The following is a 23,465-nucleotide window of genomic DNA, read 5'->3' on the forward strand; positions in this document are numbered from 1 at the left end:
AAGGCTTATAATTGCTAGGTTTCGTGCCTCAAGCGAACCTACAAAGCTACAGGGCCAGAAGATTTCTCCATCACTATTCTATGTAGTTCCGCCTCTTTATGATCGAAAAATAACCAGGCGACAGGGAAAAAAGTCATGTAGCGATTATAGACCTCAAGACCAACTAACTTTAGAGCTTTCTTCTGATTTTCAATCAATCGTTCATACCACGCTCTTAAAGTTGGCTTGTAGTCGTGAATTGAGTCATGAGTAATCCTAAAACCAACACTTTCTGCAGCCTCAATATGATCTCGATGTATCACCAAGAGAGAACCAGGAAAAAACAATTGCATAAGTATCGCTAAAGCTGGATAGGGTTCACGCTCAAAGGAAAAGAACTGATGCACTGCCAGCCCTCCTGGCGCGAGAGCGTCGTACATTTTCTGATATAAACCTTTTAACTCCTTAGGTCTCACATGTTCCAGGGCTCCTATCGAGAGAATGCGATCGTAAGGTTCATGCTCCCAAACAGCAGTAATAAAGTTAGTGAGGGAAACATTAAGCCCTAGTTTTTGATTGTAGGTTAGCTGTTTCCTTGATAATGTGAACCCAGTTAACTCACCGCAATGTCCCGCATCTTGAAGAAATCTCATCATTGCACCCCAGCCACATCCCAGATCCAAGATCTTCTCGTGACCACTCAAATTCAGAAGAGAGAGTAGATATTTGGCTTTATTCTCTTGGGCTTTTTCCAAGGTTTCTTCATCGCTTAGAAATTCAGCACAGGAATAAAATTTGTACTTAGCATCGAGAAATAAGGCGTAGAATTCGTTGGATATGTCGTAATGGGTTTCAATGCCAATAGCATGGTCTCGCCTCAGCATGTAATCCAGATATGCTTTTCGTCTTGAGTTTGGAGGATAAGCTCTGGCTAAGAACTCAAACCAAGATGATCTAGACTTACTCCAAAAATCCCAGTTCTCTACTGCTTCTAAAGGAATGGGTGAATGAATTCTGTAGTTCGCAATCGCATAGAGCGAACCACAAGTGATGAGATCTGAGGCAAACTGAGATAATCTTTTTAGATTCTTCATTCTGGTTCTCCTGGCGAAGAACTATCTGACTTTCATCAACTCCCTCTCACTAGGATGAAGATGTTTGTGAACAAGTGGAGTCTAACGGCCTGGGTGCTCAGTTGCAGCGCTATGTTAAACGGCGGCCTATCGAAGGAGAGTCGCCGCCACCGTCTGACTATATATTTATATATTAAGTATTAAGTGTATTAAGTGTCAGACCTGCTGGATAAGATCCCCTATGCCCTGAATCGTAACTATCCCAACGCCAACCGGCAATGGGGATGGCAATTTGTCTTTCTCTCTGCAGAGGGGTGCCGATGACACCCCCCATGTCGTCAGTATGGCCTCAGGCACAATACGGTCAAGCTAGCTGCTGGCTTGGCGAGCCTGCCGCCGCTTCAGCAGGGCACCCATGGCTAAAGCCGACGTTGACCCCAATATCGTTAGGGGTTCTGGCACTGGTTCTGTCGTAATCGACATCGAGTAAGATCCAGCCCCAGGCACCTGTTGTGCAGTGAGCAAGCCAGCCGCCGTAGTGGTGTCGCCAAAGATGAACTGACCCCGCAGAGGCTTATCGGTGAAAAAGGCCGTCAGGGGGCCCGATTCAAAGAGATCCACCACCTGCACCGGAGACGTTAGGGCAAAGGTGAGCCCGTTAGTCTCGCCGTTAATCGTTTGAGCGCCGAAGTCGATAAACGTAGACAGCGGATCGGCCCGAAAGAGTGGCCCACTGGGGGAACTGCCTGCAGGGTTAAAGGTCAGATCGCTCACTACTGCGGACGAGAGGCCACTAAAGTCTCCAGTGCCGCCGGTGACGATGCCGTTGGGACTACCGGTAAAGTCAAAGGTGACTTGGCCAGAATCGCTTCTGATGATATTGACGTCACCGGTCAGCGACACGCCACCAGATACGGTGGCCGCGTCTGCAGGACCAATGGCCAGGGCCATAATGCCGCTGGTTGCAGCCAGTGCGGCAATAGCGCTTCGTTGGGTTGACAACATAAACTAATCCTCAAACATGAAACACGCAGCATCACGAAACGAATTAGCTGCAGAGGAACAGCTAATGGCGATCAACACCCCGAAACCAGTGATTAAATCTAGGGTGGGCAAATGGTAGTTATAATTCACTGCCCACCTCTAGAGACGGGAGCCCAGAAGTGGAGTTCCGGTGCTGAGTAGTGAGACGGCTGCTGGCTGAGCTGGTTGATGTGTAACAGTTTTGCAAAACCCTCAATTTCCGCGGCCAGGTTCCTTAGGATTTGTTAGGGTTACAGGGGATTTGCTATCGGCATTACCACTGCCATGGGTCTATGCGTTCTGCGCCTCCTAAACCACCCGATTCTTCCGATCAGTCCGAGCAGACGTCTGCGAAAAAGCCATCGTCTCGAGCCCAGAAAAAATCTCGGGGGTTCACACCACTGGCGCCGGTGCGCTTTGTCCAGGGAGTGGGCACTAGCCTGGTGGGCATTGCCGTGGTCATGGCTCTATTGGCCGGGGTAGGGGTTTGGCGTTCCGGGGACCGCTTCTTGGAAGGGTTGCGGCTGATGCTGACGGCCCCGCAACCGGAGCCGGAAGTGGATGTGCGTTCGGTGATTATCCATAAGCTGCAGGGGGCCAGTGAACTGACGACGGCCATCTTTGCCATGGAGGCGGTGGTCCCCACCACGAGCGATCGCACCTTAGCCGGCTATGTCATCGGCAAGACTAATCTGCTCTACATTGCCTACGGCGAAGTCCGGGCCGGAGTAGACCTGAGCCGGCTCGACCCTAGCCAGATCACCACCGGGCCGGAGTCGGTGCGGATTCAGCTGCCGCCAGCCCAGATCCTCGATAGCAAGCTAGATGTAGAGCGCTCGGAAGTCTATGACTACGACCGGGGATTTTTGGGGTTGGGCCCCGACAATGCTCCGGAACTGCAGGAGATGGCCCAGCGGCAAGCCTTGCAGAAGATTACCCGAGCTGCCTGTAGTGAGGGCATCTTGACGGCGGCCAATGAGCGGGCCCAGTTGGTGGTGAGTCAACTGCTCTCCCCCTTGGCGTTTGAGTCGGTGCAGGTAGACACCCAAACCCCGGATGAGTTGACCTGTGCCGGTCTGGCGAATAGCGATACAGTGAACTAGGTGCCCCAATGAAAACCCATGCTAGAGCTGTATCAGTTTGAAGTCTCCCATTACTGCGAAAAGATTCGCCTGATTCTGGACTATAAACAACTACCCTATCGCACCACTGAGGTGACGCCTGGTTTGGGTCAGGTAGACCTCTATCGCCTCTCCGGTCAGCGGCAGGTGCCGGTGCTTAAGGATGGCAGCGATGTGGTCTCCGATTCCACTGCGATCGCACGGTTCTTAGATGCCCGCTATCCCACCCCTCCCATCCTGCCCACCGAGCCTCGGAGTAGGGGGCTGTGCCTGATGATGGAAGCCTGGGCAGATGACTCTATTGGCCTCAATAGCCGCAAGGCCCTGATCGGTGCCTTCAATCAGCATCCCAATTTCCGCAAGGCCCTGCTGCCCGACACTACCCCTAGTCCGGTAAAAGACCTGGTCGGTGTCATCCCCGGGGACTTTCTCAATGTATTGGGCACCGGCGTCGGCCTGGGACCGACTGATATCAAGCTGGCCAATGAAGCTTTGCGCCAGGACCTCGAGGCCCTCTGCCTGCTGCTGGAGGGACAACCCTACCTGCTGGGAGAGCAGCCCACCCTGGCCGATTTTGCCGTGGCCGGGGTATCGATGTACATCAAGTTCCCGGCTAGCCGCTATGTGGCCCTGCCCGAGGGGCTCTGCGATCAGGGCATTCCTGGCTTAGCCGACGACCCAGCCTACCAACCCTTCTTCGCCTGGCGCGATCGCCTCTACGCCGATTACCGTCAGCCCCGGAGGGGGCAACGACGTCCCAGGCCAGTAGCGGTCCCACCGCCATCGACATCGAGTAAGTGCCCCAGCCCTGCCATGGTCACCTCCCTGGATCAGTACACCTCCCTCTTGGGCAGCGCCGCCGTGGTGCCCTGGTCGGAACTAGATGGGGCTTGGCAGACGGCCCTGGCCCTGGCCAGCCAAGATCCCCCCAGCTGCGTGGTCTATCCCGACAGTCTAGAGGACCTGACGGCAGCGGTGGCTTGTGCCCATGACCATGGTTGGCGGCTGTTGCCCTGCGGCCATGGCAGCAAGCTGAGTTGGGGCGGCCTGGCTGCGGGCATCGAGGTGGCCATCAGCACCGCCCGCCTGCCGCAGGCGGTGGACCATGCCGTCGGTGATCTGACCGTAACCGCGGCGGCTGGGCACTCCCTGGCCGAGTTGCAGGACCAGCTGGGCCAGGAGCAGCAGTTTCTGGCGGTGGACCCCACCTATCCCCAGCACGCTACCCTGGGCGGCATCGTGGCCACAGCGGATACGGGGGCGCTGCGCCAGCGCTATGGCGGCGTGCGGGACATGTTGATTGGGGTCCGCTTCGTTCGCTACGACGGCCAGATCGTCAAGGCTGGAGGCCGGGTGGTGAAGAATGTGGCCGGCTACGATTTGATGAAGCTGATGACTGGCTCCTTCGGCACCCTGGGGGTGCTGGCGGAACTCACCTTTCGCACCTATCCCCAGGCTCCGGCCGTGGCCACGGTATTGCTGGCAGGCGACGATGCTGCGGTGAAGCAAAGCCTAGCCGAGCTGCGCCGCTCTCCCCTGACGCCGGTGGCCTTGGATCTGCTGTCGCCGGCGCTGATGGTGGCCCTGGGCCATGAGCCCAGCCTGGGCCTGGCGGCGCGGTTCGAGACAGTGGCCGCCGGGGTGGAGGAACAGGTGCAGCGAACCCTGACCCTGGGCCAGAATCATGGGCTAGCAGGCCAGACCCTGGAGGGGGAAGCCGGTGCCAACCTCTGGGCTACCATGACTCAGATCCTGGGGGAGGGGGCCGGCATTTTAGCCAAGGTGGGCTGTCTGCCGGTGGCGGCAGTAGACCTGTTGCGGCAGGTGGATGAGCTGGGGGGCTTAGGTCGCATCCACACCGGCAGCGGCGTTGGCCTGGTGGCCTTGGGGGTGGGCCAGGACAGTCAGGCCATCTTGGAGACGATGCGATCGCATTGCCAGGCGCACCAGGGCTACCTCACCCTGCTGCAAGCCCCCCTGGACCTGAAACAGCAGCTGCAGGTCTGGGGCTATAGCGGCAATTCCCTGGCGGTGATGGAGCAGATTAAGCAGCAATTCGACCCGCCGCGATTGCTGAGTCCGGGCCGGTTTGTCGGCGGCCTCTAGGGGCCGGGCCAGCGCAGCACCACCACCTCTTCCCGCAGGGCCAGGTTCTTAGAGGCCACCCGACGACTGCGAAACAGGTCGATGTCGGTGACCTCATAGCCCAGGCAGGCGGCGATGTCGGCCAATAACTGGCCGGTCTGAATTAGCACCCCCAGATACGAGGCCTGATCGCCCACCACATAGGCCAGCTGGGCCCCCGGTCGCAGGATGGGTCGCAATTCCGCCAGATGGCGGGCCATGCCGCCGAAGTAGAGGGTGACCACCCGGGAATAGAGGCGGGAGAAGCCGCTGGTCTTGCCCTGCTGGGCCCGGCTGCGCTCGATCTCCTGGGCCAGAGCCAGAATCTGCGGGTAGTCCTGGATCCAGCGGTCGTCATCGTCAGTGCTATAGATGCTGCGGCTATTGGAGCGGATCAGGGTTTGCTTCACCCGCCGTAACTCCCCTCGGTCGCGGATGAAGCCCAGCAGCACCGACTCCAGCCGGGTGGTGCGGGTGTAGTCTTTCTCGTTGGGGTAGGGAGGCGAGGTGATCACCGCGTCGATGGACTGGGGCGGCAGTAGGGCAGGCAGCTGGCGGGCGTCGCCCCGGTGCACAGTAGCCGGCACCTGGCGCGGGCCACGGACAGACTGTAGATCCGATGCGATCGCATCGATTCCCTGTAGCCACAGATCCACCACCGGCGCATCCTGCCGTTGCCGCACCACACTGGCCTCCGGGGCAAACCGCAGGTTACTGGCCGCCAGGGCCGCCTTCACCAGGGCCAAGCGCCCATGGTCGTAATAGCCAGAGTCCGGCTCCTGCTCCAGGGCCACCAGCAATACCAGGATCTTGTGCAACGGCTGGGGGCTGATGGCATTTTTCAACAGCACCCGCTCACTGGCCTCTGGCAGGGTGTGGCGCAAGCCATCCCCCGGGAACCAGCGCAACTCCCGCTCAACCTGCTGGGCCAGGGTCTGGGCATAGGCCAGTAACCCGGTTGGATCGGGCTGCCAGTTCACCTTGGTGCGACAGGCAAAATGGGCCATGGGGTTGGCCTCAATGCCGACGCTGGTCACCCGCCGCCGCTTACACTCCACCAGGGTGGTGCCGGTACCGACGAAGGGATCCAGCACCCGGTGCCGGGGACCCACGGCAAAGCGGTCCAAATAGTGGCGGACCAGATGGGGCGGAAACGACAACACGGAACGATACCAGTCATGCACCGGGCGATCCGCCAGCGCAAACTGATTCAGCACCTTACTCGACCATCCCTGCGGCTGGGGTGAGGTCGATGTCGGAGCCGATGAGTCCATGCCTTCGCCGATGCTACAGCAGATACCTTATCTTGAATCTCCAGCATCAGGCTACTGATCGTCTCCTCTCCAAATACTCAGATCTTGATCGAGGTCAAAGGTCAGCTTACCCCGCACCAGGGCTTCGTTCTGGAAGTAAAAACAGTTATCGGGTTCTAAACCGGCCTGCTCAGCCTGTTTTCGCCAGGTTGTCGCTCCATAGCTGATGTCTCAATCATACGTCTCGTTTCCAGGGGTCGCTCCGAGTTGATAATTGGCCAGCAACTCTGCCATCCACTGCTCATTTTGCTTAGATAACGGCGGCACTGGCGGTTGCCCATAGTCAATCGCCAGATGATATCGCCCCTTCTCATAGACCCGATTCAGTAATGGCTGCAGAGCTAAAATCGGTTCTTTTTCTCCGGGTAGCAGTGGCACCGGAAACGATGGAATCGGCTGTTGCAGGCCGAATCTATAGAGGTCAGCCGTTGGTCGCCGGTCGGCCCGGGAAATCAGAATGTGATAATCGCTGGGGTGCTGGCCTGACATGGGCAGCGGCTGTCCCCCTCGCAGTAGGTCGATTTCTACCAGATGAGAGACACTGGCTAGCACCTGATTTCGCTTGCGCAAGTAGGCAATTCGCCCTTCCCCGGGCCGCTTGTTTTTAGGCGACAGCAGCTCGATTACTGCCACCACCATGCCTGTCGCCACCTCTCGAATTTCTAGGTAGCGTTCGGTGACCTCTGCCGCTAGAGGCACGGTGACAGGTTCAGGCTGCATTGGCGGCGGCAAAGTTGCTGCCTCTGTGGTGCCCGCTGCTGATCGCCCCGTGGCTACGGCTACATCGGGAATACCCACCAGTATGCTGTCGTCTTCGCTGCTGAAATAAACCCGCTTCTCTACCTCAACCCGATACTTTTGGCTCAGGTGATCCACTAACTCATCGGCGATGGCCACAATCAACCGACTGTGAACAGCCGACCACAGCTCTGGGGTCTCAAGATAGGGATCCATGCCGGGAAACGGCGATGCCATGACATATCTTCAGGCGAGGGGGCTGTTTTTATGGTATCGAAGTAACCCTCTCCTCCACCCTCAGGGTTGAGCGCAGTCGGCGGCATTCCGCTGCCGAAGGTAACTCCAAATCTGCCGCCAAGGCGATGGCCCGGTCCAAGTAATCCGCCGCGGTTTCAGGGTCGCCCATGGCCTGGTATAGCATCCCCAGATGCCTATAGGTCAAGGCCTCAGGGGATCGTGCCTGCTGCTCCCGAGTGATCTCAAGGGCGGCGTGGAGAGTAGCCAGGGCTGCTTGGTGCTGCCCTAGCTTCATCAGGGTTTCCCCAAGGTTAGATAGGGTCAGACCCTCTCCCCAGCGATCGCCGAGCTGCCGCGCCATCGCCAGGGCCTGATGATATAGCTCGACCGCCTGATGATGGTGGCCCAACTCGCTATGGGCATTGGCCAAATTCACCAGGGCCGCCTCTTCCCCCTGTTGTTGGCCGAGTCGACGGGCAATTGCCAAATCCTGCTCGTGGTAGGTGATGGCCCCAGCATAGTCATGCATCTCATCGTAGACGTTGCCGATGTTGCCCAGGGCGGCTCCTTCCCCAGCGACATCCCCCACCTGTCTGACCAAGTCAAGGGTCTGAAAGTAGTAGCTTAAGGCCAAATCATTGTGGCCCAACTTCAGGTGGGCATGGCCCAGCCCTTCTAAGGCCCGTCCCTGGCCAGGCATATCGCCCAGGGCGGTGGCCAAATCCCAATGCCGTTGGTGGTAATCGAGGGCTGCCTGAAAGTGCCCGAGTCGATAAGAGATGTTGCCCAAATAGCCGAGGGCATTGGCTTCTCCCTGACGATCCCCCAGCTGTTGGGCGATTGACATGGCCTGCTGGAAGCATTGCAGCGCTTGGGTGTTGTCGCCCAGGGCACCGTGAACATTGCCCAGGTTGCCGAGGGCCTGACTTTCGTGATAACGATCGCCCATCTGCCGGACGATGGCCAACTGCCAATGCAAGGCCTCGAGGGCATCCTGATAGTTGCCCAGCCCATAGGCTACGACGCCTAAGTTGCCATAGGCAAGACTAATGCCTAGCTGATCGCCAATGGCCTGGGCGGTTGTCAGTTGTTGTCGATAGCAGTCAATGGCGTCAGGGTATTGGCCAGTAGCGCTCAACACATTGCCCAAGTTCCCCAAGGCATGCAGCATACTCTGCTGGTGGTCTAGGCGTTGGGCCATCGCCAGGTGTCTCTGGTGCAATTTGAGCGCCTGGTCATAGTGCCCGGTGGCAAAGCAAACATTACCCAGTCCTCCTAGGGCATTCCCTTCGCTGAGGGGATCGTGAATGTCCCGGGCGATTTGCCGCTGACGCTCGAAATACTGGGTTGCTAACTCATACTCTCCCAGGGTGTAGCAGGCACTGCCCAGGCCGCCTAGGGCACTACTCTCGCCGGAGCGATTGCCGATGGTCTGGGCCAGGTGCAGGTGCCGGCGATGATAGTCTCTGGCCTGTTCATACTGGCCCAATGCCTGGCAACAACTGCCTAAATTGCCCAGGGCCGCCCCTTCCATCTCTACATCCTTTTCCTGGCGGGCAATGGCTAGGTGTTGATGATGGTAGTCGAGGGCCTGTAGGTAGTTACCCTGAGCCTCGTGGATATTGCCGAGACTGCCTAATGCAATGCCTTCGCCAATCCGCAATCCCACCTGTCGCGTAATAGTCAGCCAATCTTGGTAATGCTCAATGGCGGTTTGGTAATTCCCCAAGGCATAGTAAACATCGCCCAAGTGGCTCAGGACCATCCCCCGATTAACTGGGTCGCCGACTTCCTGAAAAATACGAAGGCTACGCTCCAGACATGCCTTGGCCTCTCTATAGTTGCCCTGGGCATAGTAGCTGGTTCCTAAAAACTGGAGAAACATGCCATTGCGCTTAGCATCGACATGGTCAATCAGGGCTGCATAGAGGCCCGTTTGCTCAGAGGTATAGCCCCATAGCTTCAGTTGGTAATGTAGGCGAGCCTTGGTAGGGGTATTCAATTCGGTGAAGATCAGGCTGGCGGCCCGTTGCCACTCGCCCATGTCGCAGAGGTGATAAAACGCCTCGAGATAGCCTTTGACCCGCTCTAGGTTGGTGGCATTTGCGGGGGGCTGATACTTGGTCAGCCAGTTGACGATGGCTTGATAATGGGTGCGGCGGTGGTGGGGGCGCACAGCGCCAATGCGGGCGGGGTCGATGCCGAGCTGATCTAGGGGAGCGGGAGGGAGCATGGAGAACGAGAGAAAGGCGAAAGCAGCACCCTACTGTGTTGCCTTTGCCAGCCATTCTTTAGCCCAGGCGGCATTGGCATCGTCTAAGGGTGGTACAGGGCTTTGGGAATAGTCGATAACTAAACCATAGCCCGAGCGATCGTAGATGCCATCCAGTAATCCTTTCAAATCCACCACTGGCAGTTCATCCTCTGGCTGCAGAGGCAGCTCAAAACAGGGAATGGGGTCTGGCAGATTAAACCCATACCATTTGGCCTGGGGACGTAGTTCTTGGGGGCTAACCAAAATGTGATAGGTCGAGGGTTCGACCTCCTGAGGTATGTCCAAAGAAAGCCACTGGCGCAGCAGGTCAATTTCTACAAAATTACAAGGGCTACTGAGCAACGTCGCCCGTTTCACTTCATACTTCGCTCGGCTCCGGCCTGGGCGCTTGTTGGTGGGCGACAGGACCTCTACCACAGTAATGACCTGACTTGTCGCAATTTCTCGAATTTCCAGGTAGCCTTGGCGAATGGTTTCAGGCAGCATTAGCGTCACCGTGACGGCATCGCCAGGATGCGGTGCTGTGGCTGCTGCGTTAGTCTTTTTGGGAAGCTGCCGTTGCCCTTGGGCCACTGCGACATCTGGCCTGCCGACTATAACAGAGTTTTGGCCATCAACCTGGTATACCCGCACTTCAATCAGCACTTGGTATTTAGGCAGCAGCTTAGGTGCCAGGCCATCGGCGATCGCCGTCATTAGTCGATGGTGAATGTTCGGCCAGGCGCTAGGGTGCTCCAGGTAAGGGTCCATGCCCGGAAAAGGAGACGGCATTGGAAATTTCCAAACAGGAAGTTGTCTTTAGTGTAAGGCAGAAGGATGAAGGATGAAGGATGAGGGGAGTTAGGCGGGTTCGTTATTTTTAGCATTTTTGACCAGGGTGACGAAAATTGCGGTTAATTCGCCGGCTTCCTGCGACAGAGGGTTTAAGCGGCTGGGTTCAATGGTTTCGGACTCGGCTAGCAGTTCTAGCCAGTAGTTGGTTTCTTCGAGTTCTTGTAGGCCGCCATTGAGCTTGCTGACAAATTCAGCGGTCGATCTGGCACGATGAGCTTCTCGGTAGTGAGCACCCACTGAGGTGCCGCTACGCAAGATTTGTTTGCCAAGAACCTGGGCCACGGTGGTGTTTGGCAGGGCGGAATACAGGCGGATGATTCGTAGAGCAAAGGCTTTGGTCCGTTGCTTCAAATCACTGGGCATGAGTTTAGGTGATAGGGATCCCTATTAGAGTGCCCCTTTTAAAGGATGAAGAAGGCAGAAAAGCAGCAAATGTCTCGGGGGCACAAGTCGGGTCGGGTCAAGAGTCTGGCGCGGTGGAAGGCGGCAACCTAGGCGACCTTCAGACCCCCCTTTCATCCTTCATCCTTCATCATTCTGATTTTCTATCGTTTCCGTCCCCTTGCGGGGGGTAGGAAAGGCAGAAATCAGAAGGCAAAAGGCAGAACGGGTTACTGGCTGGTGGCTAGGGTCAGAGCTGTTCAAAATGCTGGGCAAATTTCCCCAGTCCCTTCATCCTTCATCCTTTCGCCTTCTGCCTTGCTTACGGTTTCCGTCCCCTTGCGGGGTAATGGATTTTGAACCGGCTGTCCGAAGGCATTTTCCATGGGTTCGGAAAGTTTCCGTCCCCTTGCGGGGTAATGGATTTTGAACATCACTCAGACTCAGCTAGAACAGGCGCTGAAGGTTTCCGTCCCCTTGCGGGGTAATGGATTTTGAACAGTTGGTCAGTCTTCGGATGACGCTAGCGACCGAAGGTTTCCGTCCCCTTGCGGGGTAATGGATTTTGAACCCCCTTGATCTGGAGCCCTTATGAGGCAAGGCTTTCAACACCCCAAATCTGAGGGGGTCTGTCCGAGGGGTGAGGAATTGAGAATTTCTGTCAACAAGCCCTCTGCCAACAAGGCTCAAATCCTTGTACGGAAAGGCATCTGAGGGGGTTGACGAAGTTATAAGGTTTTCAAGGTTCACCAGACCCCCTCAGATTAGCAACCCCAGACTAGTCCATCAAGCCTTGGAGGCTAGACTTTACAATTCTTTTGGCTAATGTAGGCCAAAATCTCTCGCACGACTCCGCTCTTCCCTCGACAGTTCAACAGTAAGACATCCCCCGACAAGCACTCCACCTTCCGCAACTGCATGATGCTATCCGTTTGCTTATGCTTCATATACCCCGTAATCAACACAACCAGATCGCAGTCGTGAATTTTAGCTTTGATGTTGCTCCGCCCCAAACTGTGCTTGCTAAACGGTGGTAGCTCCACCCATTTGGCTAGACCATGCTGCCGGGTTAGCTCATCGATTACTCCTCGTCGGGTGGCATCATGGCCTCCTACCAGTGCTAGCTTGATGCCTGACACATCAATTGCTTGCAAATTAGCCTGGCTTTTCTGGGTCGATACATCTGTCTGATGATCTAGCGGTTGATCCTCGACTCGTGTCTGGGGACCAAACGGGATCTCAGCCAAAGGCTCAGACTCAGCAGTAGGTTGCCATGCTTCCACTGCGGTCAGCAGCTGAAACAGTTCCTCTACTAGGTCTTCAAGTTCCCAAATCTCCAGCTGCAGATCATCCCGTTCGGCTTTCATGTCCTCATAGAGGGTTCTCAACCCCCGGTTTTCCAAACTGAGCTGATGATGTATGGCCTCCTGCTCCTGCCTTAGCACGTTACATTCAGCCTTCAGGGTCGACAACCTGCGCATCAACCGTCGCTTTTCCCGGCGGTCTGCACCTGAAATCCCCCTCATCCATAGCCAAGGTTGGCGATAGAGAGCCATGAGTAGCCGTCTGAATCCTCGCAAGTCGTGCATGATCACAACTCCTCGCCTAGGGGTTTCAGCCAAACAGAAGCATCTCCAATCAGGCGGTCCAGGGCTGAAAAAATGAGTCGGTAGCGGCCAAATAGTGTTTGTCCTGCCTCGCCACCCAGATATCCACATGCCATGGCAATCTGAATCCAGGTTTGCATTTCAGCCGCTTCAGCCTGGGCATCGCTGAGCGTAGCTACGAATGCCCTTCGGTAACGGCGCTTGCCCCAGGCTGCGGCGATACTGGCACAGGCTGAGCGTGATGCCGTCAGCATTTGTCTGGTCAGGAGGTCCTTTTCTGCCTCTGGAAACCCTTGTGAGAGCTGATAAATTTCCACTGAGCTGTCGAACGCCAACTGATACACCTGGAGTTCTTGATAGCTGTGAATAAAGTCCTGCATGAGTGTCATTCCTTTCGACGATCAAGGTCACATCAGCACCTGTTTAAGCTGTGGCAGGCAGGTCATTTGTACTGTCTTCAGAACGTCGCCTTTCCCCAACTAAAGCGCCTTCCATCAACTGATCGAGGCTGGAAAAAATGCGGCGATAGTGGTCGGACAGAGCTTGCCCTGCGTCTCCGTCCAGATATCCGACTGCAACGGCAGCTTCGATCCAGGTCTGCATTTCGGCTGCTTTTAACTGAGCTTCACTGAGCTGGGTGATTAGGGCTTTGCGATCGCGTCGTTTGCCCCAGGCCGCTGCAATATGAGCCCGTACTGCCCGTGAGGTTGCTAAAATCTGGCGAGTCAAACAAGCACTGGTCTCTTCGGGAAAATGTTGGGCTAGGTCGTATATCTCGACCGAGCAGCGAAACGCTAGTTGATACACCTGCAGGTCTTGAAAGCTGTACACAGAGAGCTTCATGGTCATTTCTCCGGTTAAACAATAAAGGCCACATCATCAACTTCCCGTTGGGGTTGCAGCCCTAAAACGAGCACTTTCTGGCGATAGCGGGGCGATAGGGGATAAAAGCGCACCTGATCTTCATTAGGCTTGATGTAGCGATTGAGTCGGCGCTGCAGCATGTCCCGCTGGTCGGGGGTCAGCACGCACTCAAACACTGATTTCTGTACCCGCATGCCGTAGCCTTCTAGCAAGTGCGCTACTTTGTTACGTCGTCGATCCAGCACGATGTCGTAGCAGATGAGGTAGAACATTACCCCTCCCACTGCATAGGCCGATACACCGGCTGCTCACCCATCAGGCAAGCCACGTATTCCCACACCTGCAATTCCAGACAGCGACGGTAGCTGACCTTGTAACCGCTATGGGGATGGGTCACGCTCTGCTGTAGCTTCTCCTCCCAGTGCTTGAGAAACCGCTTCATGGCGTCAGGGTGAAGATAGACACCGCCTCGCGCATCGGGTGGAGTAAAGTCGTCTGGGCTAAAGATGTTGGAATTGATCAGATAGGCCACCAGAGAATCCACGGCAATGGCCCGAAACTCTTCCACCAGATCGCATACCAGCGAGGGCCGATTTGCCTGCGGCTTATGCAGGTTGCCAAAGTGAGTGTGCAGACCTACCCCTTCCACCATGGCGTGCACATTTTGCGACAGCAGCGTATAGCCCAGGCTCAGCAGGCTGTTAACCGGGTCGGTGGGGGGGCGGGTGCGTTTTTCAAACTCAAATTGGCCTTTCAGCAGCGAGGCGTAGGCTTGAAAATATAGGTTGGCCCCCGTGCCTTCACGGCCCAGCATGGCTTCCACCGACTCGGCGCTGGGCACCGTTTGCATCAGTTCCGCTAGGGTTGCAATGGCCTGGGTGGCTGCCTCCGTCTTGCGGCGGCGATTCAGGCGCAGCAGCAGGATGCGGGAATTGTGTAATTTGCCGATAATGATGCTGGCGGCCTGGGTGCGCACAAAGTCTGGATCTTGGGCCTTGTAGACCTGCTGGGTGAGATACTCCAGCTTGGCCTGCCCCGTGGTTTGCAAGCGGCCAAAGTAACGGCCCTTGTTGGATAAATACAGCAGTGGAATCCGTCGTTGCAGAGCCAACCGCACCGCCCCATGGGAGACATTGCAACAGCCAAACAGCACCACATGGCTGATGCGGCTGGCGGGTACCGAGCAGCGCAACTCCTGGTTATGAAACACCTGAAATTGCTGATGCCTGACCCGCAAATAGGAGCCTTGATCGGTGATATATAAGGTGGTCATGCCGTCTCTCCAATAGTCGTCAGTTGATGTCGCTAACATTCGTCGCGGGGATTTGACGATGCTGCACAGCTGGGGTGGCCCATACCCCGGTTGGGGCGCTTTCTGCCTTCTGCCCTCAGCCTTCTGCCTTGCTGGTCCCTCTACGGTTCCGTTACGGAAGCGATGGCCGAGAAAGACAAACGCCTGGCCAGGGGGAATGATGGTGGTTTTTTCCGGATGAAAGCTGAGGGAGAGACCTTCAATCCAGTCCTGCATCAGGGCCAGGGAGCGGCTGGCCTCCAGGTAGCTCTGGCACACGGCTACGCAGTCATCGCCGTAGCGCACCAGGGGAATATCGGCTTCCAGGCAGTGCCGGTCAAAATCGTTCAGGTAAAGATTGGCCAGGGCGCCCGACAAGATGCTGCCTGGCAACACCCCTTGCCCTGGTTGGTAAAACTGCCCGCTCACGACAATGCCAGCCTTGAGTTGTTGCTCGATCCACTGCACCCAGGTTGCCGGTAGGCTCAATTGGTCGAGCTGATGCAGCAGTAGCGGCCAAGACAGCTGGTCGAAAAACTGCTGAATGTCAGCCTTGATCACCCAGGTCGGTTGGTAGCGGTAACGCTCCATCACCCGCTTAACTGCGGCATAGATGGAGAGACCGGGTCGATAGGCAAAGACGGCATCGCTGAAGGCGTTTTCCAGGCTGGGATAGATGCTCTGCAACAGATAGCGTTGCACGATGCGATCGCGAACAGTAGGAATACCGATCAGGCGGTGGCCGCCCTTCTGTTTGGCCAGGTAAAAGCCCTTGGCGGGGCGGGCAACATAGCGCTCTTGCCGCATCTGCCGATACAGTTGATGGATTTGCTCCCGGGCGATGCCAGTAAATAAATCCACCGTGATCCCGTCTATTCCGGCGGCCCGGCTGCCCCGTTGCACCAGGTGCCAAGCCGTAGCCAGTTGTTCTACATACAGTTTCATTGCGTTTCCCCCAGACGAAGAAGGCTGCATCAAGGCCGACGCAGAAAATCCCTGTCCTTCCTTGATTCATGAGTGCATCGTCGCAAGGGGCCATATGAGTTCAACCCCGAGTTGTGCCTGAGTTCAGGACCGGGTTGTGTAAAGGCGGAAATCAGCTTGTCCTGAGCCTGTCGCAGGGAAGGCAGAAGGATGAATTGGTTATTCTTGGAATAGAAGTTGCCCGCTCGCTGCGCGGCTTTTTCATCCTTCATCCTTCATCCTTTTACCTTTCCCTCATGCCTCGTTCCGTTCGTGTCCATCCCGACCATAGGCAGATGGTGGCTCTGGCGCTGGAGCGCAATGGCTTTCTGACTCAGGGGGATTTAGCGGCCCATCTGGAGATCGCCCTATCGACGGTGAGCAACTTCTTTCGCGGGATCAATGTCTCGGTGGCTAAGTTTGAGGAAATTTCAGCGGCCTTGGGCCTGGAGGCCAGGGAGCTGATTCAGGCCCAGACTGCTAGCCAACCTGCGAGAACCGACGCAGGGATGCCGATGACGTTTTATGCCTACGACGAGGGCTGGGTAGGGCGCCAGGAGGTGATTGCTGAGTTAGGTCCTCAGGTCCGGGGGAGTTGTCGCCTACTGATGATTACGGGAATCGCTGGCGTGGGTAAGACCGCCCTGGCAGAACGGCTGTCTCTGGAGTTAGCAGGGTTCGGTGCTCCCCTGCGAGACCCCTTTGATGCCCAGGATCAGACCTTGGATTTTGGCAGCTTCGCGGCTCGGTTATTGGAAAAACTGGGCCAGGTGGTGACGCCATGCGATCGCACAGCCATCCCGCAACTGATGGCGCGTTTAGTGCAAGCCTTACAGCATCAGCCCAGGCTACTTCTGATCGATTCTCTGGAGGAACTGTTGCAAGGCAACGAGCAGGACGGCTGGAGCGAGTTTAAGGATGAGGTCTTTTTACAGTTCTTTCAGCGGGTGCTGACGGCGGAGGAGTTTCAGAGCCGGATTATTCTGACCTCTCAGGAATTGCCGACTCAGCTTTTGAGTCTAGGGACCCGGTATCAAAACTTTTGGACCACTCATTTACTCACGGGACTGTCCGCATCAGAACAACTGGCTCTATTCGAGAAAACCGGGCTGGATGTGCGCCCTGACGCCGCGGGCCGATCCTATCTAGTTCGCATGGGCCAGGCCTATGAGGGACACCCTCTAGCGCTGCGGGTAATCGCCGGGGAGATCGGCAGTCGACCCTTCTTTGGGGATGTGGTGGCCTATTGGAACCGGTATGGCCATGAGATCGAGGCGGTGGAAGTTGTCATTGCTGCAGCGGCGGCCGGTCAAGCCGTGGGAGCCGAGGACAAATGGCGCCTTGATCGCTTCACCCGCACCCTGCGCCGGAATGTGCGACAGCGTCTAGAGCAGACCTTCCAGCGCCTGCGACAGGATGCCAAATTCGCCTACATTTTGCTCTGCGAAGCCTCGGTCTATCGCTGCGCCGTGCCTGAAGACTGGTGGCTGAGCCACCTAGACTATTGGGACTGTGATCAAGAGACAGGGGGGCTGGCACTAGATGCCTTGAGGGATCGCTTTTTAGTAGAAGAAGCCATTGAGTCGGGACAGTACACCCTCAGGCAACATAATTTGATCCGCAGTGTATCTTTAGACCATCTGCAACGATTGGATGAGATATGGTGAGATGTCCATGTTCCGCTACTTTTCATCCTTCTGCCTTCTGCCTTTAACTCATCCTTCATCTTTTTTTGTCTTTTCTTCCTTGCGCTGTTTATCCTGATAGATATTGATTTTTGCTTCCTGACTAATGCGGCGCAATCAGGCCATTACCCTGCTCAAAGCTCGCCGATCTCAGCATGCGCCGGGCCAGCTTAGCTCAAGCTCACGGTATTCCCCTCCCAGGGGGCTGCCGCCAACTCGGCGTAGGTAGTGGCCGGAAGCACAGTCCGTACTCGTTGAATGGTCAGGGGTAAATCTTTTAGTACCAGCGTCTTAGGCAGTTGCTGCAGCCAGGTAGCCAGTCCTGCCACTGTCCGCCGTGAGAACCCATGCACCTGCCAGGAGTATCGCTGCCCCCGTTGGATATGTAATGCCCGACTATGGGCGACGAATTCCCCACTCAACCCGGTGATGGCAAAGGGCTTCTCAGACTCATGGTCATGCAAATAGGCCGACAATTCTGGATCAAATTGCTGAATCTGCTGTAGAAACCAGGCATGTAAGCCAATGGTGTATTGCGGATACAGGTCATAGTCGCGGTCTGCCGCCAGAGAAAATTGCACCCCGACGAGCTCGCTGGTCTGTGGCCACTGAGATGCTGCAATGGTGGCAGATTTCTGAGACGGGGGAGTCATGATGATTGCTACCAGTAGCTATAACATTGGCCAGGGAACTCTCCCTAAGCATATCTTTAATCCCCCAAAGGGGATAACAATAATGGCTAACTGGCGTTAAAGGATGTGATCGTGAGCGAATTGAGGTGTTTGATTTTCAGAGAATCCATCGGCAGATCAATGCTGAATGTATCCGATACCTGCGGGGAGTGACACTGGTTGAGTTGCGTAATACCCAGGAGTTCCGCAGAGTCAGCGGGAACAGTCTGCCCACAAGTGCTCAAACGTTGTCGTATTCTCAATATGAGACTTATGGTCGGTTCCCTAAATAGTTTTCTGCACCACCGAGGCCCTGGGCCTTGATGTACGCTTCCTTCAACGTCCAGACATCAAAGAAGCGATGGCGCCAGGCTATCCCCGTCAGTCGCGCTAACTCTGCCAGTTCCACCGGAGCAAAGTTGGCCACTGCAATGGCCGCTAAATCTCCCGCCCGGACCGGTTGCCCCCCATGCTCCACATCTATCCCCACCTCTGCCGCACGGGTAATCGCACAGGCCACCAGGCCCTCCGTATGGGACAAATTGAACCGCCGCGGCGGTGCGCCCTGCTCGACCTGAATTTCTGGTCGTCCGTAGGCATTGGTTGAGAACCGCCAGTCCTGGGGGGGCTGCTCCCCGTAGCGCGACAGGCAGCTCCGTAGTAGGGCATGGGCCACCAAATATTCATGGCGATGCTGAGGAAAGCGACAGCGTTCGTAGCGCCATCGCTCCTGAGCATCTAGCCACGAAACATTGGCATTGCTCCGTCGCCGCCATCCAGACATGTACCTCATCGGCGTCGAGAGCCTGCTCGGGCTTTGCCTCTTCTGACTGGGAAACGGACTCGACTAGATGCTGGGGCAATTGCGAGTCAACCAAGGGGGGTAACGTTGAGTCTCTAGGCACAGTAGAGCCGGCGCCGAGGGAACTGCTCTAAATCCTACCGCAAATGGGAATGAGTCTCACGGCAACAGGCCCTTTCCCCCTTGGGTTTGGATGGATGAGTTCCCCGTCATTTATTGCTCACGCCTTATCCCTGGCGGCCCGATATGCCAGCAACTGCTTCAGGGTCCTCTCAGGCTCATATTCCCGTGAAGCATGGTGGATATGGGGCATAAAGGCAACGGGAGTATGCCGCTGAGTCGCTGGGGGCCAATGGCGGCTCACCAGCAACCCACCATCGGCGATGCCTTGCTGCTTAGATAGCCCTAACGCCTGGGCCGAGAGCGGTCCCCGCACACAGTAGATGCGCCAGGTCGCAGGCAGGCGCTCGAGCGGACGCTCGTAGCCGACACCGGTGCTGAAAATGATGGCTTCGGGAGTGGTCAGTCGCTGCGGCAAGAGGTGGTTGATCAGCGTGCCAATGCCCACAAATGTCACCCCCTCATCGGCCTCAAAGGCGTTGGGCAGCTGCCGCGGCCATAGCCACAGATTCAGCCGGTCGCCAAAGTTTTCGGCCCGGTCGCGGCGCACATAGTGAAACAGCTTCACGACAGCCTCCAGCTAAAACACACGGGATCTCAGTTTGGACTCCAGCCGCCCCCATCTGGCCGCCAGTTGCTGCCGCTGAATGAGCCACAGGCGGCCCCAGTCGGACTGGGTGCGCCAGCGGGCATAGGCTGGAAACGCCACCTCCTGAAAAAATGCCAGCCAGCGATGTGCGATCGCATCTGGCCTGACGGTCTGGGAGCGTCTGTGGGCATTGTGGGTCATGGCCCGGCGCAGCGTTGTCTCCTGCTGTAGTCGCAGCAGCGCCTTGAGACAATCCTCAGGGCGTTTTACCTCAATGTAGTCCAGTGGGCTCTGCCGTTCGGCCCGGTAGGCCGACTCCAGCCCGGCAATTACCGGCACCCCAGCCAGCCAGCCATTATAGAGCTTCGTGGCAGGCTTGTGACCAAAGCAGCGGGTGCGCCACTGCGGCCGCCATCCCCAGCTGCGTACGGCCACCACCACATCCACATCACTGTAGTCGTGCCAGCGCTGGTGTATTCCCGTCGATTGATTCCAGCGGTTGCGGTTCAGCCGCGGCTGCCACTGCAATCCCAGCCTCGCTAGGGCCGCGGTCCAGTCGTCCCCTAGGCCCGCCAGATTATCCTGATGGCCAAAAAACGCCACCGTATCAAAGCGCTCCCTCCGGCTGGGGTCGCGGGGTATCAGCCCCGGCTGGGGCCAGTGGGGCAAAAAAAGGCGGCGGTAGCGCCCATCGGCCTGGAGCGGGTTCTGCACTACATGAATCTGAGCCTGGGGATAGGGCGGCAGGTCCCCCTGCAGACACACCAGCAGCCGCTCAGGATGGGGCCGAAGCGGCTCAGCATGGGCTCTGAGGCTGTTGCGATGCACCAAGACAATGCCCGCCGAGGGCAGGGTATCAACCAGCTCACAGGCTAATCGCTCTCGCAACCAGAGATAGGTCTGAATTGTCCAAGCGTACATGCCGACGACATAGCCTGGCCAGGCTTCGCCCGCCTGCTGCGGCAGGGCATCCGGCCAAAACCGCTGCGGTAGATAAAAATAGACCGATGGCGTCATTAGGCGGTAGAGGGTGAGGGGCTATCTATCTGAGCCCCCGACCGTGGTGGTCGATAAACTGTGGGGCCAGGGGGAATGGGGCGGCGGCGGCCGTGTTGCGAAAGAGGGCCGTAAACGCGCCTGCGCCCAATCCTGACTGGGGCCAGAGCCGATAGCAAGGCTGCTCGCTCAGGGAAGACTGGTAGGGCTGCAGATGGGGCACCGGCACCGGTTGAAACTGGGGAAACCGCTGCTGCAGCCAGTCGCAGACCTGTTCGTTTTCCTCCGGGGAATAGGTACAGGTCATATAGGCCAAATAGCCCCCTGGGGCTACGGTTTGGGCCGCATTGGCCAGAATGCGTTTTTGGCGATTGGCATTCTTATTCACCGTCACCGGGTGAAAGCAACCCAGGGCCTTACTGCCCTTCGCCAACAGAGACTGGCCACTGCAAGGGGCATCCACTAGCACCAGATCCATGGTCTGGGGCAGCTGCTGAGCGAAATACTCAGGGTCCAAGTTAAACACCAGAGCTTCCTTAGCCCCACAGCGCTTTAAGTTGGCAATCAAGATCCGGCCCCGTTTGCGAATCACCTCATTGCAGAATAATCGCTGCGGCTGCAGCGCCAGCCAGGCATAGAGACTCTTGCCCCCAGGGGCGGCGCAGAGGTCCAGCACTGTGGGTCGGGGCTCGGTAATGGCGGCGATCACCGAGGCGGCAAATACCGAGGAGACATCGAGACAATAAACATGGCCAGCGTCATGCAGGGGGTGCTGTCCTGGTTGGGAGCCAGGCTCTAGGCGATCGACCCAGGCTGGCTGCCAGGGCAAGGGCGGCAACAGCGACCAGGGCAGTTGCGGTGGCCGGGGCCGACTCCACAGTATTGCCGATGGCAGGGGCTGGGGCCGCACCAACGCCTCAATAAATTGGGCCTGCTCAGGGGCTTGCTGGAAGAGGCGACGGGCTAGTTTTTGCAGCAACTTGGAAGGAACTGCCATGGCCTAGTCGATGCTGATGCCGCCCACGGTCTCCGCTGTTGAGCGCCGCTGAGAGACTGGTGCCTGCTCCATCTGCCGGGCCTGAACCCGATGCTGTTGGAAATGGCTGAGCCATGCCTGGGGCGCGTCCAGGGTTTCCCCGCCGTGTTGGGTGAGGCGCTGGCGCACTTGACAGAGCACCGGGGTATTGACGCAAGCCCCTGAGATGATCACCTGGCCTTTGGTCAGGGCGGGCAATTCCTTCAGTAGATCTCGCCCGGCTGCCTCCACACCATACTTCAGGCTTTCCTGATCGACGGGATTGACGATGCGCATGAGGAACTGACTCATGCACTGGGAGAGGACGTCTGAGTCGAGTTTGCCGGGGCGTTGGGTAATCAAGCCCACCCCCATGCCGAATTTACGCCCCTCACTTAGCACCGTGCGCAGAATCTGCTTGCAGCGAGCCGGTTCATGGGCTGGGGCAAATCGATGGGACTCCTCGAGCAAGATAAAGACAGGGTAGGGCAAGTAGTTCTCATCCTCGGCCGTAAGCAGTTCTTTGGCGGTGTTCATGCGGGCTTGGTAACTCTGCCGCAAGATGGCTGCACAGATGACCTGTTGTTCCTCCTGGCTAATTTCGCTCATCTGCATCACCGTCACCTGCCCCGGCTGAAACAGGTCCTTGGGGGCCAGGTGTTGCATCCGGTGGAAATAGTCAGACCGCTCTAGTTTGCTCAGTTTCCACTCTAGGGCTGGTGCCGAGGAGCCAGTTTTCTCGTTGCCTTCGTCGTCGGTGCTGCGGTCGGCTTCGTAGACTGCTGAGATTAAATCTTGGACATCCCAGCGATAGGTGCCCCGTTGATGCTTCATCAGCACTGAGAACGCCTTGTTGAGGATGGCCTGCTGCCGATCACTCATGGTGGGCAACAGGGTGAGAATGTCGTAGTAGTCGAGGGAAGACAGGCGAATGCGGATATCGTCGGGGGTGAGGATGGTGACGTCGGGGCAATAGCCATCCTCGCTGGTGAAGGCAGGATGCCCGCGCATATCGGCCAGGGTGCCATACTCGCCATGGGGATCGAAGATCAACACCGCGGCTCGGTTGTAGGGGCGCAGCAGTTCTTCGACTAGCACACCAGCCGTGTAGGATTTACCGGAGCCGGTCCCGGCCAGGATGGCCATGTGGGTACTGACCAACTCTTTCACATCTAGGGCCACGGGGACGGCTCCATCGGGACGGAGCAGCAGCGACCCCACATGGGCCGCTCCCGTTTCTCCCGCTTGCTTCTTGTTGATCGCCTGGCGCAGGCTGGCGTCGTCGGCTAGGTAGACACGGGCCCCGGGATCGGGGGTAATGCGGGGGTTGATAAAGCCTAGGGCGGGGTGAAAATAGCCGATCACCTCGACGGTGACTTCATAGATCTCGGGGTTGGGGTCCATGAACCCTACCAGGGCAGCGACAGCTTCGGGATTCACTGCTGTGTCGGCGAAGAGGCGATCTGGCAGGTGGGCAATCAGGCGCAATTCAGCAATCTTGCCCAGGACTGCCTGGGCAGTGCCTAACTCCAGGATGTAGTAGACAAATTCGCCAATTTTGACCTGGTGATGGTCAGCCGTAATGAAAATATACTGGTTGCCGGTATCACCGGGGCCCTTGACGGTGCCAATGACGGGGGAGTCAGATGCCTGGGTCATAGGTCCATGGATAGTCTTACCAGTTGAATGTAGTATATGAAGCAGGAATAATTACTCAGGACACCTTAGGGGAATGGCCCTTGGTAAGGCATTATATTGACTGGG

21 protein-coding genes and 1 pseudogene are annotated in these 23,465 nt (G+C 57.0%); 3 read left to right on the forward strand and 19 right to left on the reverse strand.

What is annotated here, in order from left to right:
• Nucleotides 1–38 precede the first annotated feature (38 nt).
• Together XM38_RS02330 and XM38_RS02335 are read right to left on the reverse strand one after the other, a co-directional pair.
• Nucleotides 39–1,073 carry a class I SAM-dependent methyltransferase gene (locus XM38_RS02330; protein ID WP_088428967.1) on the reverse strand — a complete coding sequence of 345 codons (1,035 nt, stop codon included), beginning with the start codon at nt 1,071–1,073 and terminating at the stop codon, nt 39–41.
• A 348-nt stretch (nt 1,074–1,421) separates the two neighbouring features.
• Entirely contained in the window at nt 1,422–2,057 is a 636-nt protein-coding gene (locus XM38_RS02335) for a PEP-CTERM sorting domain-containing protein (protein WP_080811879.1), read from the reverse strand.
• A gap of 311 nt (nt 2,058–2,368) precedes the next feature.
• On the opposite strand from XM38_RS02335, the gene XM38_RS02340 reads away from it, so the two are divergent.
• Together XM38_RS02340 and XM38_RS26720 are read left to right on the forward strand one after the other, a co-directional pair.
• Nucleotides 2,369–3,178, forward strand: a complete 810-nt coding sequence (locus XM38_RS02340; RefSeq protein ID WP_088428969.1) for a DUF4230 domain-containing protein — start codon at nt 2,369–2,371, stop codon at nt 3,176–3,178.
• A gap of 18 nt (nt 3,179–3,196) precedes the next feature.
• Complete coding sequence (locus XM38_RS26720; RefSeq protein WP_225889163.1) at nt 3,197–5,302, forward strand: FAD-binding protein; 2,106 nt, start codon at nt 3,197–3,199, stop codon at nt 5,300–5,302.
• On the opposite strand, the gene XM38_RS02355 is transcribed toward XM38_RS26720, so the two are convergent.
• From XM38_RS02355 to cas1, 11 genes and pseudogenes are all read right to left on the reverse strand, one after another.
• Nucleotides 5,299–6,594 carry a TRM11 family methyltransferase gene (locus XM38_RS02355; protein ID WP_137454991.1) on the reverse strand — a complete coding sequence of 432 codons (1,296 nt, stop codon included), beginning with the start codon at nt 6,592–6,594 and terminating at the stop codon, nt 5,299–5,301. The two genes, XM38_RS26720 and XM38_RS02355, sit on opposite strands and share 4 nt — an antisense overlap.
• 81 nt (nt 6,595–6,675) lie before the next feature.
• Nucleotides 6,676–6,798 (reverse strand): annotated as a pseudogene (locus XM38_RS28585) (Uma2 family endonuclease); the annotation flags it as partial.
• Between the two features lie 6 nt (nt 6,799–6,804).
• A complete protein-coding gene (locus XM38_RS02365) occupies nt 6,805–7,608 on the reverse strand; it encodes a DUF4058 family protein (protein WP_088428976.1) in 804 nt (267 codons plus the stop codon).
• 28 nt (nt 7,609–7,636) lie between these two features.
• On the reverse strand, nt 7,637–9,841 hold the full coding sequence (locus XM38_RS02370; RefSeq protein ID WP_080811872.1) for a tetratricopeptide repeat protein: 2,205 nt from the start codon (nt 9,839–9,841) through the stop codon (nt 7,637–7,639).
• A gap of 30 nt (nt 9,842–9,871) precedes the next feature.
• Nucleotides 9,872–10,654 (reverse strand): DUF4058 family protein, encoded by a 783-nt coding sequence (locus tag XM38_RS02375; protein ID WP_080811870.1) that lies wholly within the window; start codon nt 10,652–10,654, stop codon nt 9,872–9,874.
• A gap of 69 nt (nt 10,655–10,723) precedes the next feature.
• The gene (locus tag XM38_RS02380; protein WP_080811869.1) at nt 10,724–11,080 is read right to left on the reverse strand and encodes a four helix bundle protein; all 357 of its coding nucleotides are present in this window, start codon (nt 11,078–11,080) and stop codon (nt 10,724–10,726) included.
• An 818-nt stretch (nt 11,081–11,898) separates the two neighbouring features.
• Entirely contained in the window at nt 11,899–12,687 is a 789-nt protein-coding gene (locus XM38_RS02385) for a hypothetical protein (protein WP_080811867.1), read from the reverse strand.
• Between the two features lie 2 nt (nt 12,688–12,689).
• Nucleotides 12,690–13,085 (reverse strand): four helix bundle protein, encoded by a 396-nt coding sequence (locus XM38_RS02390; protein ID WP_080811865.1) that lies wholly within the window; start codon nt 13,083–13,085, stop codon nt 12,690–12,692.
• A gap of 43 nt (nt 13,086–13,128) precedes the next feature.
• The gene (locus XM38_RS02395) at nt 13,129–13,548 is read right to left on the reverse strand and encodes a four helix bundle protein (protein ID WP_080811864.1); all 420 of its coding nucleotides are present in this window, start codon (nt 13,546–13,548) and stop codon (nt 13,129–13,131) included.
• A gap of 14 nt (nt 13,549–13,562) precedes the next feature.
• Nucleotides 13,563–13,841 (reverse strand): CRISPR-associated endonuclease Cas2, encoded by a 279-nt coding sequence (gene cas2 / locus XM38_RS02400; protein WP_080811862.1) that lies wholly within the window; start codon nt 13,839–13,841, stop codon nt 13,563–13,565.
• Complete coding sequence (cas1, locus tag XM38_RS02405) at nt 13,841–15,805, reverse strand: CRISPR-associated endonuclease Cas1 (protein ID WP_088428978.1); 1,965 nt, start codon at nt 15,803–15,805, stop codon at nt 13,841–13,843. The genes cas2 and cas1 overlap by 1 nt, the downstream gene beginning before the upstream one ends.
• A gap of 275 nt (nt 15,806–16,080) precedes the next feature.
• Between cas1 and XM38_RS02410 the strand changes: the two genes are divergently transcribed.
• Nucleotides 16,081–17,490 (forward strand): helix-turn-helix domain-containing protein, encoded by a 1,410-nt coding sequence (locus XM38_RS02410; RefSeq protein ID WP_137454992.1) that lies wholly within the window; start codon nt 16,081–16,083, stop codon nt 17,488–17,490.
• Between the two features lie 188 nt (nt 17,491–17,678).
• Here XM38_RS02410 and XM38_RS02415 read toward each other — a convergent pair whose 3' ends face one another.
• From XM38_RS02415 to XM38_RS02440, 6 genes are all read right to left on the reverse strand, one after another.
• Entirely contained in the window at nt 17,679–18,161 is a 483-nt protein-coding gene (locus XM38_RS02415; protein ID WP_080811857.1) for a hypothetical protein, read from the reverse strand.
• Nucleotides 18,162–18,450: 289 nt separating this feature from the next.
• A complete protein-coding gene (locus XM38_RS02420) occupies nt 18,451–18,972 on the reverse strand; it encodes a 4'-phosphopantetheinyl transferase family protein (RefSeq protein WP_080811855.1) in 522 nt (173 codons plus the stop codon).
• 229 nt (nt 18,973–19,201) lie between these two features.
• Nucleotides 19,202–19,669, reverse strand: coding sequence for a hypothetical protein (locus XM38_RS02425; RefSeq protein ID WP_080811853.1), 468 nt, complete (start codon nt 19,667–19,669; stop codon nt 19,202–19,204).
• Between the two features lie 12 nt (nt 19,670–19,681).
• Entirely contained in the window at nt 19,682–20,707 is a 1,026-nt protein-coding gene (locus tag XM38_RS02430) for a glycosyltransferase (protein ID WP_088428980.1), read from the reverse strand.
• A 25-nt stretch (nt 20,708–20,732) separates the two neighbouring features.
• Entirely contained in the window at nt 20,733–21,683 is a 951-nt protein-coding gene (locus XM38_RS02435; RefSeq protein ID WP_088428982.1) for an RsmB/NOP family class I SAM-dependent RNA methyltransferase, read from the reverse strand.
• Between the two features lie 3 nt (nt 21,684–21,686).
• Nucleotides 21,687–23,360 (reverse strand): ATP-binding protein, encoded by a 1,674-nt coding sequence (locus tag XM38_RS02440; RefSeq protein WP_088428984.1) that lies wholly within the window; start codon nt 23,358–23,360, stop codon nt 21,687–21,689.
• Between the last annotated feature and the right edge of the window lie 105 nt (nt 23,361–23,465).

Origin of the sequence: Halomicronema hongdechloris C2206 (assembly GCF_002075285.3) — a bacterium.
Lineage (GTDB): Bacteria > Cyanobacteriota > Cyanobacteriia > Phormidesmidales > Phormidesmidaceae > Halomicronema_B > Halomicronema_B hongdechloris.

Coding starts and splice junctions, on each gene's coding strand:
- XM38_RS02435 (WP_088428982.1), bottom strand. CDS start 21,683: ATGGCAGTTCCTTCCAAGTTGCTGCAAAAACTAGCCCGTCGCCTCTTC.
- XM38_RS02370 (WP_080811872.1), bottom strand. CDS start 9,841: ATGCTCCCTCCCGCTCCCCTAGATCAGCTCGGCATCGACCCCGCCCGC.
- XM38_RS02390 (WP_080811865.1), bottom strand. CDS start 13,085: ATGCAGGACTTTATTCACAGCTATCAAGAACTCCAGGTGTATCAGTTG.
- cas2 (WP_080811862.1), bottom strand. CDS start 13,841: ATGTTCTACCTCATCTGCTACGACATCGTGCTGGATCGACGACGTAAC.
- XM38_RS02365 (WP_088428976.1), bottom strand. CDS start 7,608: ATGGCATCGCCGTTTCCCGGCATGGATCCCTATCTTGAGACCCCAGAG.
- XM38_RS02440 (WP_088428984.1), bottom strand. CDS start 23,360: ATGACCCAGGCATCTGACTCCCCCGTCATTGGCACCGTCAAGGGCCCC.
- XM38_RS02395 (WP_080811864.1), bottom strand. CDS start 13,548: ATGAAGCTCTCTGTGTACAGCTTTCAAGACCTGCAGGTGTATCAACTA.
- XM38_RS26720 (WP_225889163.1), top strand. CDS start 3,197: ATGCTAGAGCTGTATCAGTTTGAAGTCTCCCATTACTGCGAAAAGATT.
- XM38_RS02410 (WP_137454992.1), top strand. CDS start 16,081: ATGCCTCGTTCCGTTCGTGTCCATCCCGACCATAGGCAGATGGTGGCT.
- XM38_RS02375 (WP_080811870.1), bottom strand. CDS start 10,654: ATGCCGTCTCCTTTTCCGGGCATGGACCCTTACCTGGAGCACCCTAGC.
- XM38_RS02335 (WP_080811879.1), bottom strand. CDS start 2,057: ATGTTGTCAACCCAACGAAGCGCTATTGCCGCACTGGCTGCAACCAGC.
- XM38_RS02355 (WP_137454991.1), bottom strand. CDS start 6,594: ATGGACTCATCGGCTCCGACATCGACCTCACCCCAGCCGCAGGGATGG.
- XM38_RS02385 (WP_080811867.1), bottom strand. CDS start 12,687: ATGCACGACTTGCGAGGATTCAGACGGCTACTCATGGCTCTCTATCGC.
- XM38_RS02330 (WP_088428967.1), bottom strand. CDS start 1,073: ATGAAGAATCTAAAAAGATTATCTCAGTTTGCCTCAGATCTCATCACT.
- XM38_RS02380 (WP_080811869.1), bottom strand. CDS start 11,080: ATGCCCAGTGATTTGAAGCAACGGACCAAAGCCTTTGCTCTACGAATC.
- XM38_RS02420 (WP_080811855.1), bottom strand. CDS start 18,972: ATGAGGTACATGTCTGGATGGCGGCGACGGAGCAATGCCAATGTTTCG.
- XM38_RS02340 (WP_088428969.1), top strand. CDS start 2,369: ATGCGTTCTGCGCCTCCTAAACCACCCGATTCTTCCGATCAGTCCGAG.
- XM38_RS02430 (WP_088428980.1), bottom strand. CDS start 20,707: ATGACGCCATCGGTCTATTTTTATCTACCGCAGCGGTTTTGGCCGGAT.
- cas1 (WP_088428978.1), bottom strand. CDS start 15,805: ATGAAACTGTATGTAGAACAACTGGCTACGGCTTGGCACCTGGTGCAA.
- XM38_RS02415 (WP_080811857.1), bottom strand. CDS start 18,161: ATGACTCCCCCGTCTCAGAAATCTGCCACCATTGCAGCATCTCAGTGG.